We start from the raw sequence: 18,109 nt of genomic DNA, 5'->3' as shown, positions 1-18,109 counted from the left end.
CCTCTGGTTTGATGGATATATCAGAGTAAAAACTAAGTTATGATAAAGAATTAGATTAATCACCTCAGTTTTGCAGATAGATAGAAACATAAAATGACCATTAAAACCCCCGTAGAATTTCAAGACGAATTTGATGTAATCATTATTGGTGGTGGACATTCTGGCTGTGAAAGCGCCCTTGCTAGTGCGAGGTTAGGATGTCGTACCCTCATGTTAACCCTCAACCTTGATAAAATTGCGTGGCAACCTTGTAATCCTGCGGTGGGTGGCCCTGCCAAATCTCAACTCACCCACGAAATTGACGCACTGGGGGGAGAAATAGGCAAAATGGCCGATAGAACATATCTACAAAAAAGAGTATTAAATAACTCCCGTGGTCCTGCGGTGTGGGCATTACGGGCCCAAACGGACAAGCGTGAATATGCCGCAGTGATGAAAAACATTGTGGAAAACGAACCCAATTTGTCTATCCGTGAGGGCATGGTGACGGATTTGGTATTGGGAAAAAATGATGAAATCATCGGAGTACAAACCTACTTTGGTACTTGTTTCAAAACTAAGGCGGTGGTTTTAACTACGGGGACTTTTTTGGATGGAAAAATCTGGATTGGTGGTAAATCGATGTCCGCAGGAAGGGCTGGGGAATTCGCCGCCATTGGCTTAACGGAAACTCTCAATGATTTAGGATTTGAAACAGGAAGATTAAAAACGGGTACCCCTGCGAGGGTAGATAAGCGCACCGTTGACTATACAAAAATGGAAGTGCAACCCCCCGATGAAGAAATTCGCTGGTTTAGTTTTGACCCTGAAGTGTGGGTCGAAAGGGAACAAATGAACTGCTATCTTACCCGTACTACCACTAAAACCCATCAATTAATTAAGGATAATCTCCATTTATCTCCTATCTATGGCGGTTTTATCGACTCCAAAGGGCCCCGTTATTGTCCAAGTATTGAGGATAAGATTGTTCGTTTTGCAGATAAGGATAGCCATCAAATTTTTATTGAGCCCGAGGGCAGAGATATTCCTGAGTTATATATTCAGGGGTTTTCTACGGGGTTGCCTGAAAATTTACAATTACAAATGTTGCACACTTTACCGGGGTTGGAAAATTGTGTGATGTTGCGCCCTGCCTATGCGGTGGAATATGACTTTTTACCCGCTACTCAGTGTTATCCCACTTTGATGACGAAGAAGATTGAGGGTTTATTTTCCGCAGGACAGATTAATGGTACAACGGGCTATGAGGAGGCTGCCGCCCAAGGAATTGTGGCGGGAATTAATGCTGCTCGTTTTTCTCAGGGTAAGGAGATGATTGTATTTCCCCGTGAGCAAAGTTATCTTGGTACTTTGATTGATGATTTATGTACGAAAGATTTGCGTGAGCCTTATCGGATGTTGACTTCTCGCTCGGAATATCGTTTAATTTTAAGGTCTGATAATGCAGATCAACGGATGACTCCTTTAGGTCGTGAAATAGGGTTAATTGGCGATCGCCGTTGGCAACTATACCAAGAAAAACAAAAAAATATCATCGCCGAACAAGAAAGATTATACGAAACCAGAATTAAAGAAAGGGATGAAGTTGCCCTAAAAATTGTAGAGGATACCGAGCAAAAAATAAAAGGTTCAATTACCCTCGCCGATTTGCTACGCCGTCCCAAGTTTCATTATGAAGATTTAGAAAGATATGATTTACATAATCCTAAATTGAATAAAGCTGAAAAAGAAGGCGCAGAAATTGAAATAAAATATTCGGGATATATTCAGAGACAACAAAAACAAATCGACCAAGTAGCCCGTCATAGTAATCGTAAATTACATGAGAGTTTAGACTACATGAAAATTGAAACCTTGTCTATGGAAGCAAGGGAAAAACTAACAAAAGTCAGACCTTTAACCATTGGACAGGCTACCCGCATCGGGGGGGTAAATCCAGCCGATGTTAACGCCTTACTGGTTTACTTAGAGATGCAAATTAGATAACATTTATGGGTGGGCAATGCCCACCACCAGATATATTAAGATAGTTGGTATTTTCCATCAGCTTCAGGAGCATCTACACGGGGTAAACCCATACTATAATTAAGCACCCTTGCATCAAGGTTATAGCTAATTTCCCCTTTAGTTAACAAATCACGAATTAAATGCTCTAAATCAGAGCCAATACGACGAAGATTATAATCCGTTAAATCTTCACCACTATAACTTTCTACCAGATCATCAAATTTACGATATACCTTTTGTAAAGTAACCTCATCCCAGTTAAACTCATTATCAGGATCAACATCCAAAGTCAAAACATTATTAGAAGGTACAAGCTCATTGTTTTGGACTTCCGCAGAATAAATTCTAATATGTCTAGTGGTAGCTTTAGTTAGCATAATATTAATTATTACAGGTTATTGAGTATTAATTTTAATGGATTCCTTTCATTATCCATTGTCGATTGTTGATTGTTAATTGTCAATTTAGCTAAGATTATCTTTTTTTCGCCTTCCAAGTGCCACCGTAACGATAAAGAGGATTATTTTTTGATACCTTTTGCCAACAATCTGGACACACTTGATACCACTTACCACTACCATCCCATTGAATGCGATAACGAATTTCGACAACCCGATGGCATTTTTCACAGGGTTTTCCTTTTAGAGCCATAGTCACACCTTAGCCAAGCCTATTTAAACTTAGAGTATAAACCAAAACCAATCTTTTCAACACCATAGTATTGTCAAATAAACTATCATGAATCAATTACTCATCCATAAAATAAAGTTTTATTGCAAAAGGTAAAGAATAAATTGCCAAAATCGGCAACTTCAGTAATGATCAATAGTGTTTAAAAGCATTTATACTAATCCGTTCTCAAATTTTATAAACAAAAAATGAATATTGTAGTAGTTGGTCTTTCCCACAAGACAGCCGCCGTTGAAATAAGAGAAAAATTGAGTATTCCAGAGGCAAAAATTGAGGAGTCCATACAACACCTACTCAGTTACCCTCACATCGAGGAAGTAGCCATCATCAGTACCTGTAACCGCATGGAAATCTATGCAACGGTACTAGAAACAGAGCAAGGAGTAAAAGAAATAACTCAATTTCTCGCCGAGATTGGACACATTTCCCTCCCCCAATTACGCCGTCACCTATTCATTTTGTTACACCAAGATGCCATACGTCACCTCATGCGAGTATCCGCAGGTTTAGAAAGCCTTGTACTCGGAGAAGGACAAATTTTAGCCCAAGTTAAAACCACCCACAAACTCGCCAATAAATATAAAGGCATGGGCAGACTCCTCGATAGACTATTTAAACAAGCCATCAGCGCAGGCAAAAGGGTGCGCACCGAAACCAATATCGGTACTGGGGCTGTTTCCATTAGTTCTGCCGCCGTGGAATTAGTGGATACCAAAGTTGATAATTTATCGGATTTTAAAATTACTATTATCGGGGCTGGTAAAATGTCTCGCCTTTTAGTACAACATCTCGCCTCAAAAGGTGTAAATGCCATTAGTATCGTCAATCGCTCTACCCATCGAGCCAAGGAATTAGCACAAAAGTTTCCTCAAGTAGATTTAGCTATTCACAACCTAGATGAAATGATGGCGGTGATAGAGACTTCTGATTTAGTTTTTACTAGCACAGGAGCGACGGAACCTATCTTAACTAAAGAGAATTTATCTCCCCTTAATGTGAATAATTCTTTGATGTTGGTAGATATTTCTGTGCCTCTCAATGTAGCTGGTGATGTGGAAGAATTAGATTTCGTTAAATCCTATAATGTGGATGATTTAAAAGCCGTTGTAGCTCAAAACCATGCCTCCCGTAGAGAAATGGCAAGGGAAGCCGAAGCATTATTAGAAGAAGAAATAGAATCTTTTGAACTATGGTGGCAATCTTTGGAAACTGTTCCTACCATTAGTTGTTTACGTACCAAAATTGAAGGTATCAGAGAGCAGGAATTAGAAAAAGCTCTTTCTCGTTTGGGCAGTGAGTTTGGGGAAAAACATCAGGAGGTAATTGAAGCTCTTACCAGAGGTATTGTCAACAAAATTCTCCATGATCCTATGGTACAGTTAAGGGCGCAACAGGACATAGAAGCCAGACGCAAGGCTTTACATACCCTACAAACTCTGTTTAACCTCGAGATTTCTGAACAGTTTGGCTGATGGAAGAATTAATGGTGGGCAATGCCCACCCCACAAGAGTTATACTTTTGTTGCTCTGTTTGCTCCCATATTTTCCCCTTCCCGTAAACGTTTACCACGCCAGAATAGTCTTAGGGGAGTTCCTTTAAAGCCTAATTGCTGACGGAATTGTTTTTCCATATAACGGCGGTAGCCATCATCTAAACGTTTAGGATCGTTAACAAATAAGGCAATGCTAGGGGGCCTGGATGTTACTTGAGTACCATAGTAGATCCTACCCTGTTTTCCTTGGCGGCTGGTGGGGGGAGAGTGCCATTTAACGGCTTCCTCGATGACTTCATTAATGACGGAGGTACTAACCCTCTTACGATGTCCTTCGGCTGCTCTATCTACTAAATCGAGGATATTTTCAACTCTTTTCCCCGTCATGGCTGAAACAAAAATTCTTTCCGCCCAATCCATGAAGAAAAGGCGATCGTCCAACATTTTTTGGTATTCATAAATGGTATGGGAATCTTTCTCCACCGCATCCCATTTATTTGCTACGATTATGGCAGCTCTTCCTTCCTCAATAATTCTTCCTGCTAGTTTTAAATCCTGTTCGGTGACACCGTCTAAAATATCGATGACAAAAAGAACCACGTCCGCCCTTTTAATAGCTTTAAAAGCTCGGTTAATGCCAAAAAACTCTGCCCCATAGTCCACATTTTTCTTACGACGCACTCCCGCCGTATCGATGAGACGATAGGTTGTTTCTCCCCGTTTTACGATCATATCGATCGCATCTCGGGTGGTACCAGATACAGGGCTGACAATGGCTCTGCTCTCTCCCGTGAGGGCATTTAGTAAACTAGATTTACCCACATTAGGACGACCAATAATCGCCACCCTAATTTCTTCCTCCAGCTCAATTTCATCCACCGAAGGAATATGTTTGATCAATTCGTCTAACATTTCCCCTGTACCATTTCCATGGATAGCGGAGATAGGAAAAGGCTCCCCTAAACCTAAATTCCAAAATTCAGCAGCTTGAGCCAATCCTTGATTTTCTGACTCACACTTATTAACGACTAAAACGATGGGAATATTTTGAGTTCTTAACCATGAAGCGATTTCCTCATCCCCCGCTGTTAAACCAAACTTTCCATCCACCACAAAAATAGCTGCCACCGCCTCACTCAAGGCGGCTTGGGCTTGTTCTCGGATGTAGGGCAAAAATTCTGTATCATCATCAAATACTAATCCACCCGTATCTACTATTTGAAATTCTCTATCTTGCCAAAATCCGGGACGATAGGTACGATCTCTAGTAATACCGGGTTCATCAAATACGATCGCATCTTGTTCCCCCGATAAACGATTCACAAGGGCAGACTTACCCACATTGGGGCGCCCGATTACGGCAACAATAGGAAGCATAGCAGATATAACGGTAAAAATAACCAACTTCTTATTATAACCTTTTATATCACTTTTTATATTAAGAAATGCAAAAGCCTTCGCCATCAAAACTTATTTCCCTTCGCCCCTTAGCTTTTACCTTACTCAATAAGGGCTTTGAACCTCTTGCCCCCAATGATGACTATAATAAAAAAAGCAATAATATAAAAAATTTATTTATTAAGGGGGATTTTCTTAATGGTTGCAACTCCCATCAAAACCGCAAAACGCTTAACAACTCAGGTGGAAAATATCGCACCTGATACCACCACCATCCGCTCCCTTGATTGGGATCGAGATCGTTTTGATATAGAATTTGGTTTACAGAATGGAACTACTTATAACTCCTACGTAGTAAAGGGGGAAAAAAATGCCCTCGTGGATACTTCCCACGCCAAATTTAAAGATCTTTATTTTGATGAACTAAAAAAAGTAATTAATCCTCAAGATATAGACTATTTGATCGTATCCCATACCGAGCCTGATCACAGCGGTTTAGTAAAAGATTTATTAGACATTGCCCCAGATATTACCATTGTTGCCTCGAAGGTTGCTATTCAATTTTTAGAAGGTTTTGTCCATAAAGATTTTAAAAGACAGATCGTTAAAAATGGTGATCAGTTAGACATTGGCAATGGACATATTTTCGAGTTTGTCAACGCCCCTAACCTTCATTGGCCCGATACCATCTTCAGCTATGACCATGGTACAAATACCTTATTTACCTGTGATGCCTTTGGTTTGCACTATTGTAGTGCCGATGTGTATGACCGAGATTTAGATGCCATTTCCCCAGACTATCGTTTTTATTATGAATGTTTGATGGGACCTAATGCAAGGTCTGTTCTTTCAGCGATGAAAAGAATGTCCGCCCTAGGGGAAGTGAACATAGTTGCCAATGGTCATGGTCCAATTCTAAAACATAACACTCAAGAATTATTGGACCGTTATCACCGTTGGAGTAGTGAACAAAGTAAGGGTGAAAAAACCGTTGCCGTCTTCTATATCTCTGACTACGGTTATAGCGATCGCCTTTCCCAGTCTATTTCAAAGGGCATCACCAAAACAGGAGTCACCGTAGAAATGATTGACATTAACGGTACCGACATCCACGAAATACCCGAAATAGTAGGGCGTAGTGCTGGAATCGTCCTCGGAATGCCTCCCCTTAGCGACAACGGCGACATTGCCAACAAAACAGGTGCTATCCTTGCCACGGTGAACAGTAAGCAGATTTTTGGTTTATATGAATCCTATGGCGGAGATGACGAACCCATTGACACCTTCTCTTCAAAACTATCAGATCTAGGCTTAAATCAAGTTTTTGCTCCCATCCGTATCAAAGAAACTCCCCACGAAATCACCTATCAAACCTGCGAGGAGTCTGGGGTGGATTTAGGACAGATTTTGACCAAAAAAGCTCAAATCACTAAAAGAAAAGCCTTAGACGTTGATTTAGACAAAGCTATGGGACGTTTGAGCGGGGGGTTATATATCATTACTGCCCAAAAAGGAGAAGAAACCAAAGGGGCGATGTTGGCATCCTGGGTCAGTCAGGCAAGTTTTGACCCCCCTGGATTTACGGTGGCAGTGGCAAAAGACAGGGCGATCGAATCTTTGTTACAAGTAGAGGACACCTTTGTTTTAAACATCCTTGAGGAAGGTAAATATCAGGGGTTAATGAAACACTTTCTCAAAAGATTCCCCCCCGGTGCGGATCGTTTTGAAGGGGTAAAAACTACTGTTGCCACCAACAAATCTCCTATTTTAGTAGATGCTCTCGCCTACCTTGAGTGTGAAGTGGTCAGTCGTATGGATTGTGGAGATCATTGGATTGTATATAGCAAAGTTACCACAGGCAGGGTTTCTAAATCAGATGCTTTAACAGCGGTACACCATCGCAAAGTAGGAAACTATTATTAAAAATATTTCTGAGGTAGAAATAAACTGTATTTCCATGGCAAGGGATTTAAACCCCTTGTTATACTTGTAACATAATTAGCCATTGAGTAGTATTCGCTATTTTGTCAAGATTTAATAAAAATAACTCTCAATAACATCCCTATAGTACAATAAAGAAAACTGTAATTTAAACAACATTTAGGAGTAAAAATGACTCAGACATTAACCGCAGAAAATCTATTTCGTTCTGCCTACGAAAATCGTTACACTTGGGATAGTGATTTCCCCGGATATACCTGTGATATTACTTTAAAATCCAAAGAAGGAACTTTCAGCGCTCAGGCAAAAATTGGAGCAGATTTAAAATTTGAAATTTCTGGCATTGAAGAAGGTCCAGTACAAAAAGCCATGGAACAACAGTTATGGGAAATTACCATTCACCGTGTAAACCATAGTTTTGAGAAAAGCCATGGGGATAATACCTTTACTTTTGGTGAAAAGGACGAAAATGGAGCGGTAGAAATTTTAGTAGGTGGTGCGTCCGAGGGCAATCGCTACAAAGTAAAAGATAACAATGTTTGCTTTGTGTATCGTCGCATGGGTAAGGGCATTGTTGCCATCAACACTTTTGGTTTATTAGATACCGATAAGGGTTATCTTTCCACTGGTTATGATTCTGTTTATTTAGATGCAGAAACTTTACAACCCAGAGGTGCTAAAACCGTTTTCAATGACACTTTTGAAAATGTTAATGATTATTATGTACTAACCAATCGCACTATTACCACCGAGGAAAATGGTGAGCCTGTAACTACGGAATATAAATTCTCCAATGTAGTTTTAGGTTAGTTTTTTTTGTTTAAGTTAATCGCCCCGCTTATTGTAAGTGGGGTTTCTTGTATCTAAAGTAAAATACTAAATGATTTATTATCTAGCCACCGATAAACATTAAAATCCCGAATATCTGTGGTTAAAATTCGACTTTCTCCAATTTCCTCCGCTACAATAACCAAGGAAGCATCTGCAAGATCCATTGGTAAATCAGAGTATTTATCCATTAATTGAATCATTCGTATTAAGTTTTGATTACTTAAATGAAAAATATCAATACTGCTTTTTGTCAACTGATTTAAAAAGTTAAATTGAACTTGTTTACCTTGTCTTTCTAATAACAAATAGCTTGTTTCTACAATAACAGGATAGGTAGTGACTAATTTTTCTGTGATAGTTGTCAGTTTTTGTTTCGCTATTTGATGAAAGTTATCTTTATTATTTCCTAACGCCACAAAGAAGCCTGTATCGGCGATAATCATAATTATAATCTGTTAGTAATGATTTCTTGACTGATTTGTTCTGACTTTTGAGCTAGATCAGGTTCATCAGAAAAACAACCAATAAAATTACTATTTCTTAACTCTGCTAATGGATCATCATTTTTATTTATTTTTGTTGTATTTTCTTGTTTATCAATAGTTATCAGTATCATTTCCGCTATTTTCTTCTGTTCATCTTCAGATAATAAAGATAATCGAACCATTGCCTGTTGTAATTGCTGAATCATATTTTTAGTTCTTTATTGAAAATAATGTCATTAGTGTTTGATAAAAAAGCCTTTGGTTGAGGCAGGGAAGAAAGTAATTACCAGTTAATTATTATCTTTTACCTCTCGCCACTACCATCTAATTATCGTCTGTTTTCTTTTTACGAGTGGTGGTTTTTTTCGCCGTGGTTTTTTTTGTGGCAGTAGCCTTTTTCCTCGTAGTAGTTTTCTTTTTGGCGGGGGCTTTATCCTTGAGTAGTAACAAAGCCTTTTCCAAGTTCATGCTCTCGGCAGTTTCCCCTTCAGGTAACTTTACATTGGTTTTACCATGCTTGAAATATACTCCATAGGGTCCATCATAAATGTTAATGGGTTGCTCATCATCAGGATGGTTACCCAATTCTCTTAATGGTTTTTTTGTACTTCCAGCACCACGTCCCCTACCTCTTTTTGGTTGAGCGAGTAATTCTAATGCCCTTTCAAAGGAAATGGTTAAGAGGTCATCTTCTTTTTTGAGGGAGCGATAATCTTTACCGTCTTTCCCTTGATCGTGGACTACATAGGGACCAAAACGACCTAAACTAACTTTAACGGGTTTTCCTGTGTCGGGATGTTCGCCGAGGGTACGGGGTAAGCAAAGATAAGATAAGGCCATATCCAAATCAATGTCTTCTAGGTTCGTACCTTTGGGAAAGGAGGCGGTTTTAGGCTTTTTGGCTCTGCCTTCGGGGGTGTCTCCTAGTTGAACGTAAGGACCATAGGTGCCGATTAGAAGATAGATGGGTTTTTCAGACTCGGGGTGATGTCCTAATACTTTGGGCCCTTCAATTTTTTGTTTTAAGAGCATCTCCACCTGTTCGGGATTAAGGTCGGAGGGGGTTAATTCTTCGGGAATGGAGGACTTTACTAGGTCGTCTCCCCTTTGGGCTTCGATATAGGCCCCAAAACGCCCTATCTTGACTTGTACATCAAGGTTTTCGAGGGCGATCGCCTTTGCTTGACTAGGGTCGATCTCTGTTTCCCTTGTTTTTACCTGATTTTGTAATCCTAGATCGCCTAAATAAAATTGCTTAAGATAGGGAAGCCATGGAGTTTGCCCTGTGGCAATTTCATCAAGGCTTTGCTCCATTTTGGAGGTGAATTTGGTATCTACTAATTCCTCGAAGTTTTGTTCTAGTAAACTGACCACGGCAAAGGCGGTAAAGGTAGGAATAAGGGCTTTGGCACGGAGTTGGGCATAACCTCGGTCAATGATGGTGCTGATAATACTAGCATAGGTACTAGGGCGCCCTACCCCTTCGGTTTCGAGGGTTTTGACGAGGGATGCTTCGGTGTAACGGGCGGGGGGTTGGGTTTGGTGGTTAACTACGTCTAATTCTTTACATTGGGGGCGATCGCCCTGTTTTAGGTTAGGCAAAATTACTTCTTGGTTTTCCAGGGCCGCTTCGGGGTCGTCTGAACCTTCCACATAGGCACGGAAAAAGCCGGGGAAATCAATTCGTTTACCAGAGGAACGAAAAACCGCATCTTCTACCTGAATATTAACGGCGATTTGGGTTAATCTAGCTTCTGCCATTTGGGAAGCAACGGTACGTTTCCAGATCAAATCGTAGAGAGCTAATTCTCGATCCCTTAACCCTGTTTCCTTGGGGATGCGGAAGGTATTACCTGCAGGGCGGATGGCTTCATGGGCTTCTTGGGCGCCCTTGGCTTTGGTTTTATACTGTCTTGGTTTGGAGCTTAAATATTCTTTTCCGTACATTTGTTCTACACAGGCACGAGCAGCGGCGATCGCCTGATCCGATAGATGTACCGAATCCGTACGCATATAAGTAATGTAGCCATTTTCATAGAGGCTTTGGGCTATACGCATGGTATCCCTTGCCCCAAGTCCTAGTTTACGGTTAGCTTCTTGTTGGAGGGTGGAGGTGGTAAAGGGAGCGTAGGGTTTTCTGGTGGTGGGTTTTTCTTCCGTATCGGTAACAGTCCACGGTTTACCGTCTAATCTTTCCTTAAGGGCGATCGCCCCTTGCTCATCTAAAACCGTTACTTTTTTCCCCTTAATCAACTTACCCGTATCGGGATCAAAATCGCTTCCTGTGGCTAGTTTCTGCCCCGCCAAGGTGCTTAATTTTGCCTCAAAGTTACTTTTTTCATGATTCAACAATGCCTTAAGATCCCAATAGGAAGCACTGTTAAAAGCCCTTCTCAACCTTTCCCTCTGTACCAAAAGACGCACCGCCACCGACTGCACCCTTCCCGCCGATAAACCACGGGCAATTTTTTTCCATAGTAAAGGGGAGAGAGTATAACCCACCAAACGATCTAGGATACGGCGAGTTTCTTGGGCATGAACCAAATTTTCATCAATATCTCGACAATTGGATAACGCTTTTTGAATCGCTTCCTTAGTAATCTCATGGAAAACCATCCTTTTAATAGGTACTTTGGGCTTAAGCAACTGTAGCAAATGCCAACTAATACTTTCCCCTTCCCTATCTTCATCCGTCGCCAGAATCAACTCATCAGCACCCTTCAAAAGTTTTTTTAATTCCTGTACCTTCTTATTTTTTCCCTTAGGAATTACATAAATAGGCTCAAAATCATTTTCCACATTTACCCCTAACCTAGCCCAATCATATTGTTTATAATCAGCAGGAATTTCCTCCGCAGAGGAAGGTAAATCTCGAATATGCCCCATGGATGCTTCCACAATGAAGTCTTTGGGGAGGTAGTTACGAATGGTTTTTGCTTTGGTGGGTGATTCGACGATGACAAGGGTTGACATAGAAAATTATTTGGTTGCTCTCAATTGCTACTATACCTATATTTTTATTATTAGCATAGTATGGGATTTCTAATTTGTTTCAACAATCAGAACAATAACCTCAAGAGTTATCTCCCCATTCAAGGTAATGGTACAAGATCTCTAGGAAAAGGATATTTTGATTAGACTACAATAAAAAAAAGTCTCCGAGGTATCATAAACCATGGTTCAATCTTTAAGAAAAACCTACTCCTTTGATGAGTATTTAGCTTTTAGTGATGGTACAGATAATAAGTATGAATTAGTTAATGGAGAATTGATTTTAATGCCTACTGCTAGCGGTTTTCATGCTTTGATTTTGCATTTTATTTTTAAATTATTTGAAAAAGAAATAGAGCGACTAAAATTAGATTTTAAAGTAATGCCCGGTACTGTAGGGGTGAAAACAGCGGAAAATAAATCAAGAATTCCAGACCTCATCATTTTGTCTTCCCAACAATGTGAAGAAATTCGTCAGATGAAAACGGCAGTTTTAGACAGCGCCCCGATGTTAGCAGTGGAAATTGTTAGTACAAATAATAAACAGGATGATTACCGTTACAAACGTTCGGAATATGCCGTCAGAGAAATTCCTGAGTATTGGATTATTGATCCAGAATTAGAAAAAGTCTCTATTTTGATATTAGTAGATGGTTTTTATGAGGTGACAGAATATCAACAAAATGAAGCTATTAAATCTATTTTATTTCCTGAATTAACCGTTAAAGCTAATGATTTTTTTGCGGTTTAGAAATATATTTTTATCTTAGGAAAATTTACACAAAACAGCTAATAGCATTATTAATAATCATAGAGGATTTGATGGGCATTGCCCACCCCATCCCTAGGCTGCCAAACGTCCTTTATCAGAAGAAGATAGCACCCCTTGATAATAATTCTGTAATTGCTTGGTAGCAGCAGCCCAGCCCCATTTTTCAGCTTCTAAACGAGCATTTTGTCTTAACGCTTCCCTTTCATCTTTTTGAGCTAATAATCGTTGGGTAGCGGCGATCGCCCCTTGAGGATCATCAGGTTCAAACATATAACCATTTACCCCATCGGTAACAATATCAGGAATCCCCCCCCTTCTGGCTGCCACCACAGGGCAACCCGCCGCCATGGCTTCGAGTAATACTAAACCGAGGGTTTCCGTGGAAGAAGGGAAAATAAAAGCATCTGCCGAGGCATAGGCCTCCCCTAACTCCTTACCGTGAAGATAGCCCACAAAATTGGTATTCGTACCCGCAAAAAACTGTTCTAATTCTGCCCTCGCTGGCCCATTACCCACAATGGCTAACCTTGCATTAGGGATACTTTCTAACACAGGTTTAATTTTATCAATTTCCTTTTCCGCTGATACCCTACCCACATATAAAAGTAACGGTGCGTCAGGATTACCCTGTGAAAGGCGATCGCGCATATCCTTCGATACTAAACTAGGGTTAAACGACTCTGTATCCACTCCCCTTTGCCATAAATCAACCCTTTCAATACCATGATTTATCAACTCATCCACCATCGCCGTAGAGGTACACAAATTTAATCGAGCTTGATTATGGGCTAACTTTAACAACTCCCACAACAACCCTTCCAAAGCACCCACATTGTAGTGGTGTAGATATTGTGGTAAGTGGGTATGATAGGAAGCCACCAAGGGAATATTTAATTTTTTTGCGTAATAAATTCCCCCTACCCCCAACACCGCAGGATTAACCACATGAACCAAATCGGGTTTAAATCTTTGCAATGCAAAACGAATGGAGGGATTAGGAATAGCCAACTTTAACTCAGGATATAAAGGCAAAGGAATTCCTTTTATACCGTTAATTTTCGCCCCTTTATACTCTTTTAAACCACCTTCAGGAGAAAAAATCAGTACCTCATCTCCTTGTTTTTGTAAATGCTCAACGGTATGTTTTAAGCGAGTAACAATGCCATCTACTTTTGGCAAAAATGTTTCAGTAAATAAGGCTATACGCATAAAAAAAAGGGCTAAATTATTAAGGGTTAATTTAACTCATTACTATATCGCAATTTTTGCACAAATCAACTATCGTGCAATCAAAAAATGGCTATCCAAATTAATTCATCATTGTTAATTATGTAACTGTTCCTTGGTAGATCATCGGTACTCCCCCCTCTGGACGCAGTACCACCCCCCGACGACGGGCTTTTAAAGGTTTTTTATCTTGTAACTCTAGCTGATATTTACTCAAAATTTGGGCAGTTACTAACCGCATTTCATAACTGGCAAGGGCTTCCCCTATACAACGTCTTACCCCTCCCCCAAAAGGTAAAAATTCGTAGGGAGAATATGGTTTTTCCAAAAATCTTTCGGGCATAAATTCGTCATGGGAAGAGTATAAGTCCTCTCGATGATGGACAGTGTAAATGCACCCTGCCACTATGGCATCCTTGGGGATGTGATAACCCATCATTTCCACATCTTCGGTGGCACGACGGGGAAAGGTAAGCACTGCCACGGGATGAATGCGTAGGGTTTCGTTACATACGGCGTTGAGGTAAGGTTGTTTACAGATGGTCATACCATCGGCATCATGGGGTAATTGTGCTAATTCGGTGCGGATTTTTGCCCCTATTTCTGGATGATAATGACTCCAGTATAATGCCCAAGTCATGGCGATCGCCGTTGTTTCATGACCTGCAAATAAAATTAACATCAACTCATCTCGCAATTCCTGATTACTCAATCCCTCCCCTTGCTCATCGGTAGCCTGTAATAGCAAAGAAAGCATATCTACCCTATCAGGATTTTTTTCTACCCTTCTTTCCCTTATTTCTTCTTCAATAAGTTGATCTAATTCTTTTTGTACTCGTAGAAAATTCCCCCACGGACTCCATTTCCCTAAATCTTTTCGTAAAAATTCATAAAATAAAAAAGTTACATTTACAGGCTGATTAAAAAGGTTTAAAATCTTCTTAATAAGGGTAGCCATGCGATCATATCGTTGTCCTTCCGTTAAACCAAAAACCACTTTCAAAATCACTTGCAAAGAAACCCCTTGCATTAAATCTTGGGCGATGAATTTATCTCCTGCCTGAAAATCTTTAAATAAATCATCGACAATACCATGAACCAAATCGCCATAATAAACCATCCTATCCCCATGGAAAGGAGGCATCATCAATTTACGCTCTCGGCGATGACGACTACCATCAAGGGAAAGGAGAGAAGAATTACCCACAATGGGGGCTAATAAGCTGTTTAACTCTCCCCCTGCAAAAAATGTCTTTCTGTCGTTGGTTAATAGTTGTTGGATGCCTTGGGGATGGTTGATAAAAACCAGTGGTTCGCCAAATCCTGCGGGTTTAGCCATAAAAATGTCTGGGCATTCTTGCATCCCCTGACGCATATATTCGATAGGATCTAAAATCCAAAGAATTTTTTTATCCCAACCCGTGAAGATGGTTTTTATTTCTTTCATGTTCCTTTTAAAGTGAATCCCAATCCCATTGTAATGTACTGCAATTATCCATTCTCAATTATCAATTATAAATTACCTATGTAGGGTATTCCGTCCCATATCAGTTCATCGGTGCCAGTAAAATTAAATTAAGGATTTATTTATATTTAACTTTTATACAAAAAAATGCAACCGAATAACCCACAACAATTTACCGAAAAGGCTTGGAGTGCGATCGCCCGTACCCCAGACATAGCCAAAGAAAACAACCATCAACAGATAGAAACCGAACATCTATTAAAAGCATTATTAGAACAAAAAGGACTAGCCGTAAGCATCTTTAACAAAACCGATGCCAATGTTAGTCGTGTAAGAGATAAAACAGAACAATTTATAGCCAGTCAACCTAAAGTTAAAAATATTGGAGAATCAGTCTATTTAGGCAGAGCATTAGACCGTCTTTTAGACCAAGCGGAAAACTATCGTAAGGAATTTAAAGATGATTTTATTTCCATCGAACATATCATCCTTTCCTATGCAAAAGATGACCGTTTTGGTAAGAATTTATTAAAGGAATTCAACCTAGATGAAAACAAACTAAAAACTATTATTAAAGAAATTAGAGGAACTCAAACAGTGACCGATCAAAACCCCGAAGGAAAATATGAATCTTTGCAAAAATATGGTAGAGATTTAACCGAATTAGCTAGAAAAGGAAAACTTGATCCCGTTATCGGTCGTGATGATGAAGTACGCCGTACTATTCAAATACTCTCTCGCCGTACCAAAAATAATCCCGTGTTAATCGGTGAACCAGGAGTAGGTAAAACTGCCATTGTGGAAGGACTTGCCCAACGTATCATTAACCGTGATGTCCCAGAATCATTATTAGATCGTACCCTCATAGGCTTGGATATGGGGGCTTTGATTGCAGGGGCAAAATATCGGGGAGAGTTTGAAGAAAGACTGAAAGCGGTGTTAAAAGAAGTAACCGAATCCGAGGGCAATATTATCCTTTTTATCGATGAAATCCATACCGTAGTCGGTGCAGGGGCAACCCAAGGGGCAATGGATGCAGGAAACCTCCTCAAACCGATGTTGGCGAGGGGGGAATTGCGTTGTATTGGGGCGACTACCCTTGATGAATACCGCAAGTATATCGAAAAGGATGCGGCATTGGAAAGACGTTTTCAATCGGTGTTTGTCGGTGAACCTAATGTGATTGATACTGTATCTATTTTAAGGGGTTTAAAAGAACGTTATGAAGTCCATCACGGGGTAAAAATTGCCGATGGTGCTTTGGTGGCCGCTGCCATGCTTTCGGATAGGTATATTAGCGATCGCTTTTTACCCGATAAAGCCATTGATTTGGTGGATGAATCGGCGGCTAAATTAAAGATGGAAATCACCTCAAAACCAGAGGAATTAGATGAAATTGATCGCAAAATTTTACAGCTAGAAATGGAGCGTTTATCTCTCAAAAAAGAGGAGGATTTAGCATCCATTGAAAGGAGAGAAAAATTAGAGCAAGAATTGGCAAATTTAAAAGAAAAACAAAGCTCTTTTAATGCTCAGTGGCAGAGTGAAAAAGAAATCATTGATAAAATTCGTACCCTGCGCGAATCCCTTGAAAAAATTAACGTGGAAATTCAACAGGCGGAAAGAAATTATGATTACAATAAAGCGGCGGAATTACGTTATGGCAAGTTAGCGGATGTACAAAAAGAGGTGAAGGAAAAAGAAGCCCTCTTGACGGAAAAGCAAACTAGCGGTAAATCCCTGTTACGGGAGGAGGTGCAGGAGTCGGACATTGCGGAAATTATTTCCAAATGGTCGGGTATTCCCATTAGTAAATTAGTAGAATCAGAGAAGACTAAATTATTACACCTTGAAGATCAACTTCACGAGCGGGTAGTGGGTCAGGATGAGGCTGTAACGGCGGTTTCTGAGGCTATACAGCGTTCTCGAGCAGGGTTGGCAGATCCTAATCGTCCTACTGCTAGTTTCATCTTTCTAGGGCCCACTGGGGTGGGTAAAACGGAGTTAGCAAAAGCCCTCGCCGAGATTTTATTTGACACGGAAGATGCGATCGTTCGTATTGATATGTCAGAATATATGGAGAAACATACCGTATCTCGTCTCATGGGGGCGCCCCCGGGATATGTAGGCTATGAGGAAGGGGGGCAACTCACCGAGGCTATTCGCCGTCGTCCTTATTCGGTGGTGTTATTTGATGAGATTGAAAAAGCCCATCCCGATGTGTTTAATGTGATGTTACAGATTTTGGATGATGGACGCTTGACGGATTCCCAAGGGCGTACGGTGGATTTTAAAAATACTATCATCATCATGACCAGTAATATCGGTTCTCAGTATATCCTTGATTTGGCGGGGGAAGATGCTCAATATGAAACCATGCGCACAAGGGTGATGGATGCCATGCGCGATAGTTTCCGCCCCGAGTTTCTCAATCGTATTGATGAGATTATCATTTTCCATAGTCTCAAAAAATCTCAGTTACGGTACATCGTTAATTTGCAGGTTAACCGTTTACGGGAAAGATTAGCGGAGCAAAAATTGGCTTTAGATATTGCCGATGAGGCTCTCGATTTCCTCGCTGACATTGGTTATGATCCTGTTTATGGCGCCCGTCCCCTTAAAAGGGCAGTACAAAGATACCTTGAAACGGCGATCGCCAAGGCTATCCTCAAAGGAGAGTTTAAGGATGGACAAACCATTAATGTCAGTGTACAGGATGAACGGTTAGCCCTTAAATAGGTTGAAGGGAGAATAGCTTCGATGAAGATTATAATTCAACATTCGAGGCTTTCATCGTTGCCCACTGATA

The 18,109-nt window shown here is 40.4% G+C and carries 14 protein-coding genes; 6 read left to right on the top strand and 8 right to left on the bottom strand.

What is annotated here, in order from left to right; translation table 11 throughout:
* Nucleotides 1-93 precede the first annotated feature (93 nt).
* On the top strand, nt 94-1,986 hold the full coding sequence (gene mnmG / locus ACXITR_RS06235; RefSeq protein ID WP_457996368.1) for a tRNA uridine-5-carboxymethylaminomethyl(34) synthesis enzyme MnmG: 1,893 nt from the start codon (nt 94-96) through the stop codon (nt 1,984-1,986).
* 35 nt (nt 1,987-2,021) lie between these two features.
* On the opposite strand, the gene ndhM is transcribed toward mnmG, so the two are convergent.
* Together ndhM and ACXITR_RS06225 are read right to left on the bottom strand one after the other, a co-directional pair.
* Complete coding sequence (gene ndhM, locus ACXITR_RS06230; RefSeq protein WP_457996367.1) at nt 2,022-2,384, bottom strand: NAD(P)H-quinone oxidoreductase subunit M; 363 nt, start codon at nt 2,382-2,384, stop codon at nt 2,022-2,024.
* A 97-nt stretch (nt 2,385-2,481) separates the two neighbouring features.
* Nucleotides 2,482-2,658: a hypothetical protein gene (locus ACXITR_RS06225; protein ID WP_457996366.1), complete on the bottom strand. Its 177-nt coding sequence runs from the start codon at nt 2,656-2,658 to the stop codon at nt 2,482-2,484.
* Between the two features lie 227 nt (nt 2,659-2,885).
* Here ACXITR_RS06225 and ACXITR_RS06220 point away from each other — a divergent pair, with 227 nt between their 5' ends.
* Complete coding sequence (locus ACXITR_RS06220; RefSeq protein WP_457996365.1) at nt 2,886-4,169, top strand: glutamyl-tRNA reductase; 1,284 nt, start codon at nt 2,886-2,888, stop codon at nt 4,167-4,169.
* A gap of 39 nt (nt 4,170-4,208) precedes the next feature.
* On the opposite strand, the gene der is transcribed toward ACXITR_RS06220, so the two are convergent.
* Nucleotides 4,209-5,567, bottom strand: coding sequence for a ribosome biogenesis GTPase Der (gene der / locus ACXITR_RS06215; RefSeq protein WP_457996450.1), 1,359 nt, complete (start codon nt 5,565-5,567; stop codon nt 4,209-4,211).
* A 219-nt stretch (nt 5,568-5,786) separates the two neighbouring features.
* Here der and ACXITR_RS06210 point away from each other — a divergent pair, with 219 nt between their 5' ends.
* Nucleotides 5,787-7,511, top strand: coding sequence for a diflavin flavoprotein (locus tag ACXITR_RS06210; protein ID WP_457996364.1), 1,725 nt, complete (start codon nt 5,787-5,789; stop codon nt 7,509-7,511).
* Between the two features lie 189 nt (nt 7,512-7,700).
* Nucleotides 7,701-8,339, top strand: coding sequence for a DUF3386 domain-containing protein (locus tag ACXITR_RS06205; RefSeq protein WP_457996363.1), 639 nt, complete (start codon nt 7,701-7,703; stop codon nt 8,337-8,339).
* A 53-nt stretch (nt 8,340-8,392) separates the two neighbouring features.
* Here ACXITR_RS06205 and ACXITR_RS06200 read toward each other — a convergent pair whose 3' ends face one another.
* The 3 genes from ACXITR_RS06200 to topA all read right to left on the bottom strand — a co-directional run bounded on the left by ACXITR_RS06200 (nt 8,393) and on the right by topA (nt 11,818).
* A complete protein-coding gene (locus tag ACXITR_RS06200) occupies nt 8,393-8,803 on the bottom strand; it encodes a type II toxin-antitoxin system VapC family toxin (protein ID WP_457996362.1) in 411 nt (136 codons plus the stop codon).
* A gap of 2 nt (nt 8,804-8,805) precedes the next feature.
* On the bottom strand, nt 8,806-9,051 hold the full coding sequence (locus tag ACXITR_RS06195; protein ID WP_457996361.1) for a hypothetical protein: 246 nt from the start codon (nt 9,049-9,051) through the stop codon (nt 8,806-8,808).
* Between the two features lie 118 nt (nt 9,052-9,169).
* Nucleotides 9,170-11,818, bottom strand: a complete 2,649-nt coding sequence (topA, locus tag ACXITR_RS06190) for a type I DNA topoisomerase (RefSeq protein WP_457996360.1) — start codon at nt 11,816-11,818, stop codon at nt 9,170-9,172.
* A gap of 202 nt (nt 11,819-12,020) precedes the next feature.
* Here topA and ACXITR_RS06185 point away from each other — a divergent pair, with 202 nt between their 5' ends.
* On the top strand, nt 12,021-12,587 hold the full coding sequence (locus ACXITR_RS06185) for a Uma2 family endonuclease (protein WP_457996359.1): 567 nt from the start codon (nt 12,021-12,023) through the stop codon (nt 12,585-12,587).
* 93 nt (nt 12,588-12,680) lie between these two features.
* On the opposite strand, the gene ACXITR_RS06180 is transcribed toward ACXITR_RS06185, so the two are convergent.
* Nucleotides 12,681-13,817, bottom strand: coding sequence for a glycosyltransferase (locus ACXITR_RS06180; protein WP_457996358.1), 1,137 nt, complete (start codon nt 13,815-13,817; stop codon nt 12,681-12,683).
* A 118-nt stretch (nt 13,818-13,935) separates the two neighbouring features.
* Nucleotides 13,936-15,282 (bottom strand): cytochrome P450, encoded by a 1,347-nt coding sequence (locus ACXITR_RS06175; RefSeq protein ID WP_457996357.1) that lies wholly within the window; start codon nt 15,280-15,282, stop codon nt 13,936-13,938.
* A gap of 165 nt (nt 15,283-15,447) precedes the next feature.
* On the opposite strand from ACXITR_RS06175, the gene clpB reads away from it, so the two are divergent.
* Entirely contained in the window at nt 15,448-18,039 is a 2,592-nt protein-coding gene (clpB, locus tag ACXITR_RS06170; RefSeq protein ID WP_457996356.1) for an ATP-dependent chaperone ClpB, read from the top strand.
* Nucleotides 18,040-18,109: the final 70 nt, after the last annotated feature.

Source organism: Cyanobacterium sp. (assembly GCF_054166785.1).
The sequence above is the reverse complement of the archived record's forward strand: the minus strand, read 5'-3'. Positions and strand labels throughout refer to the sequence as shown.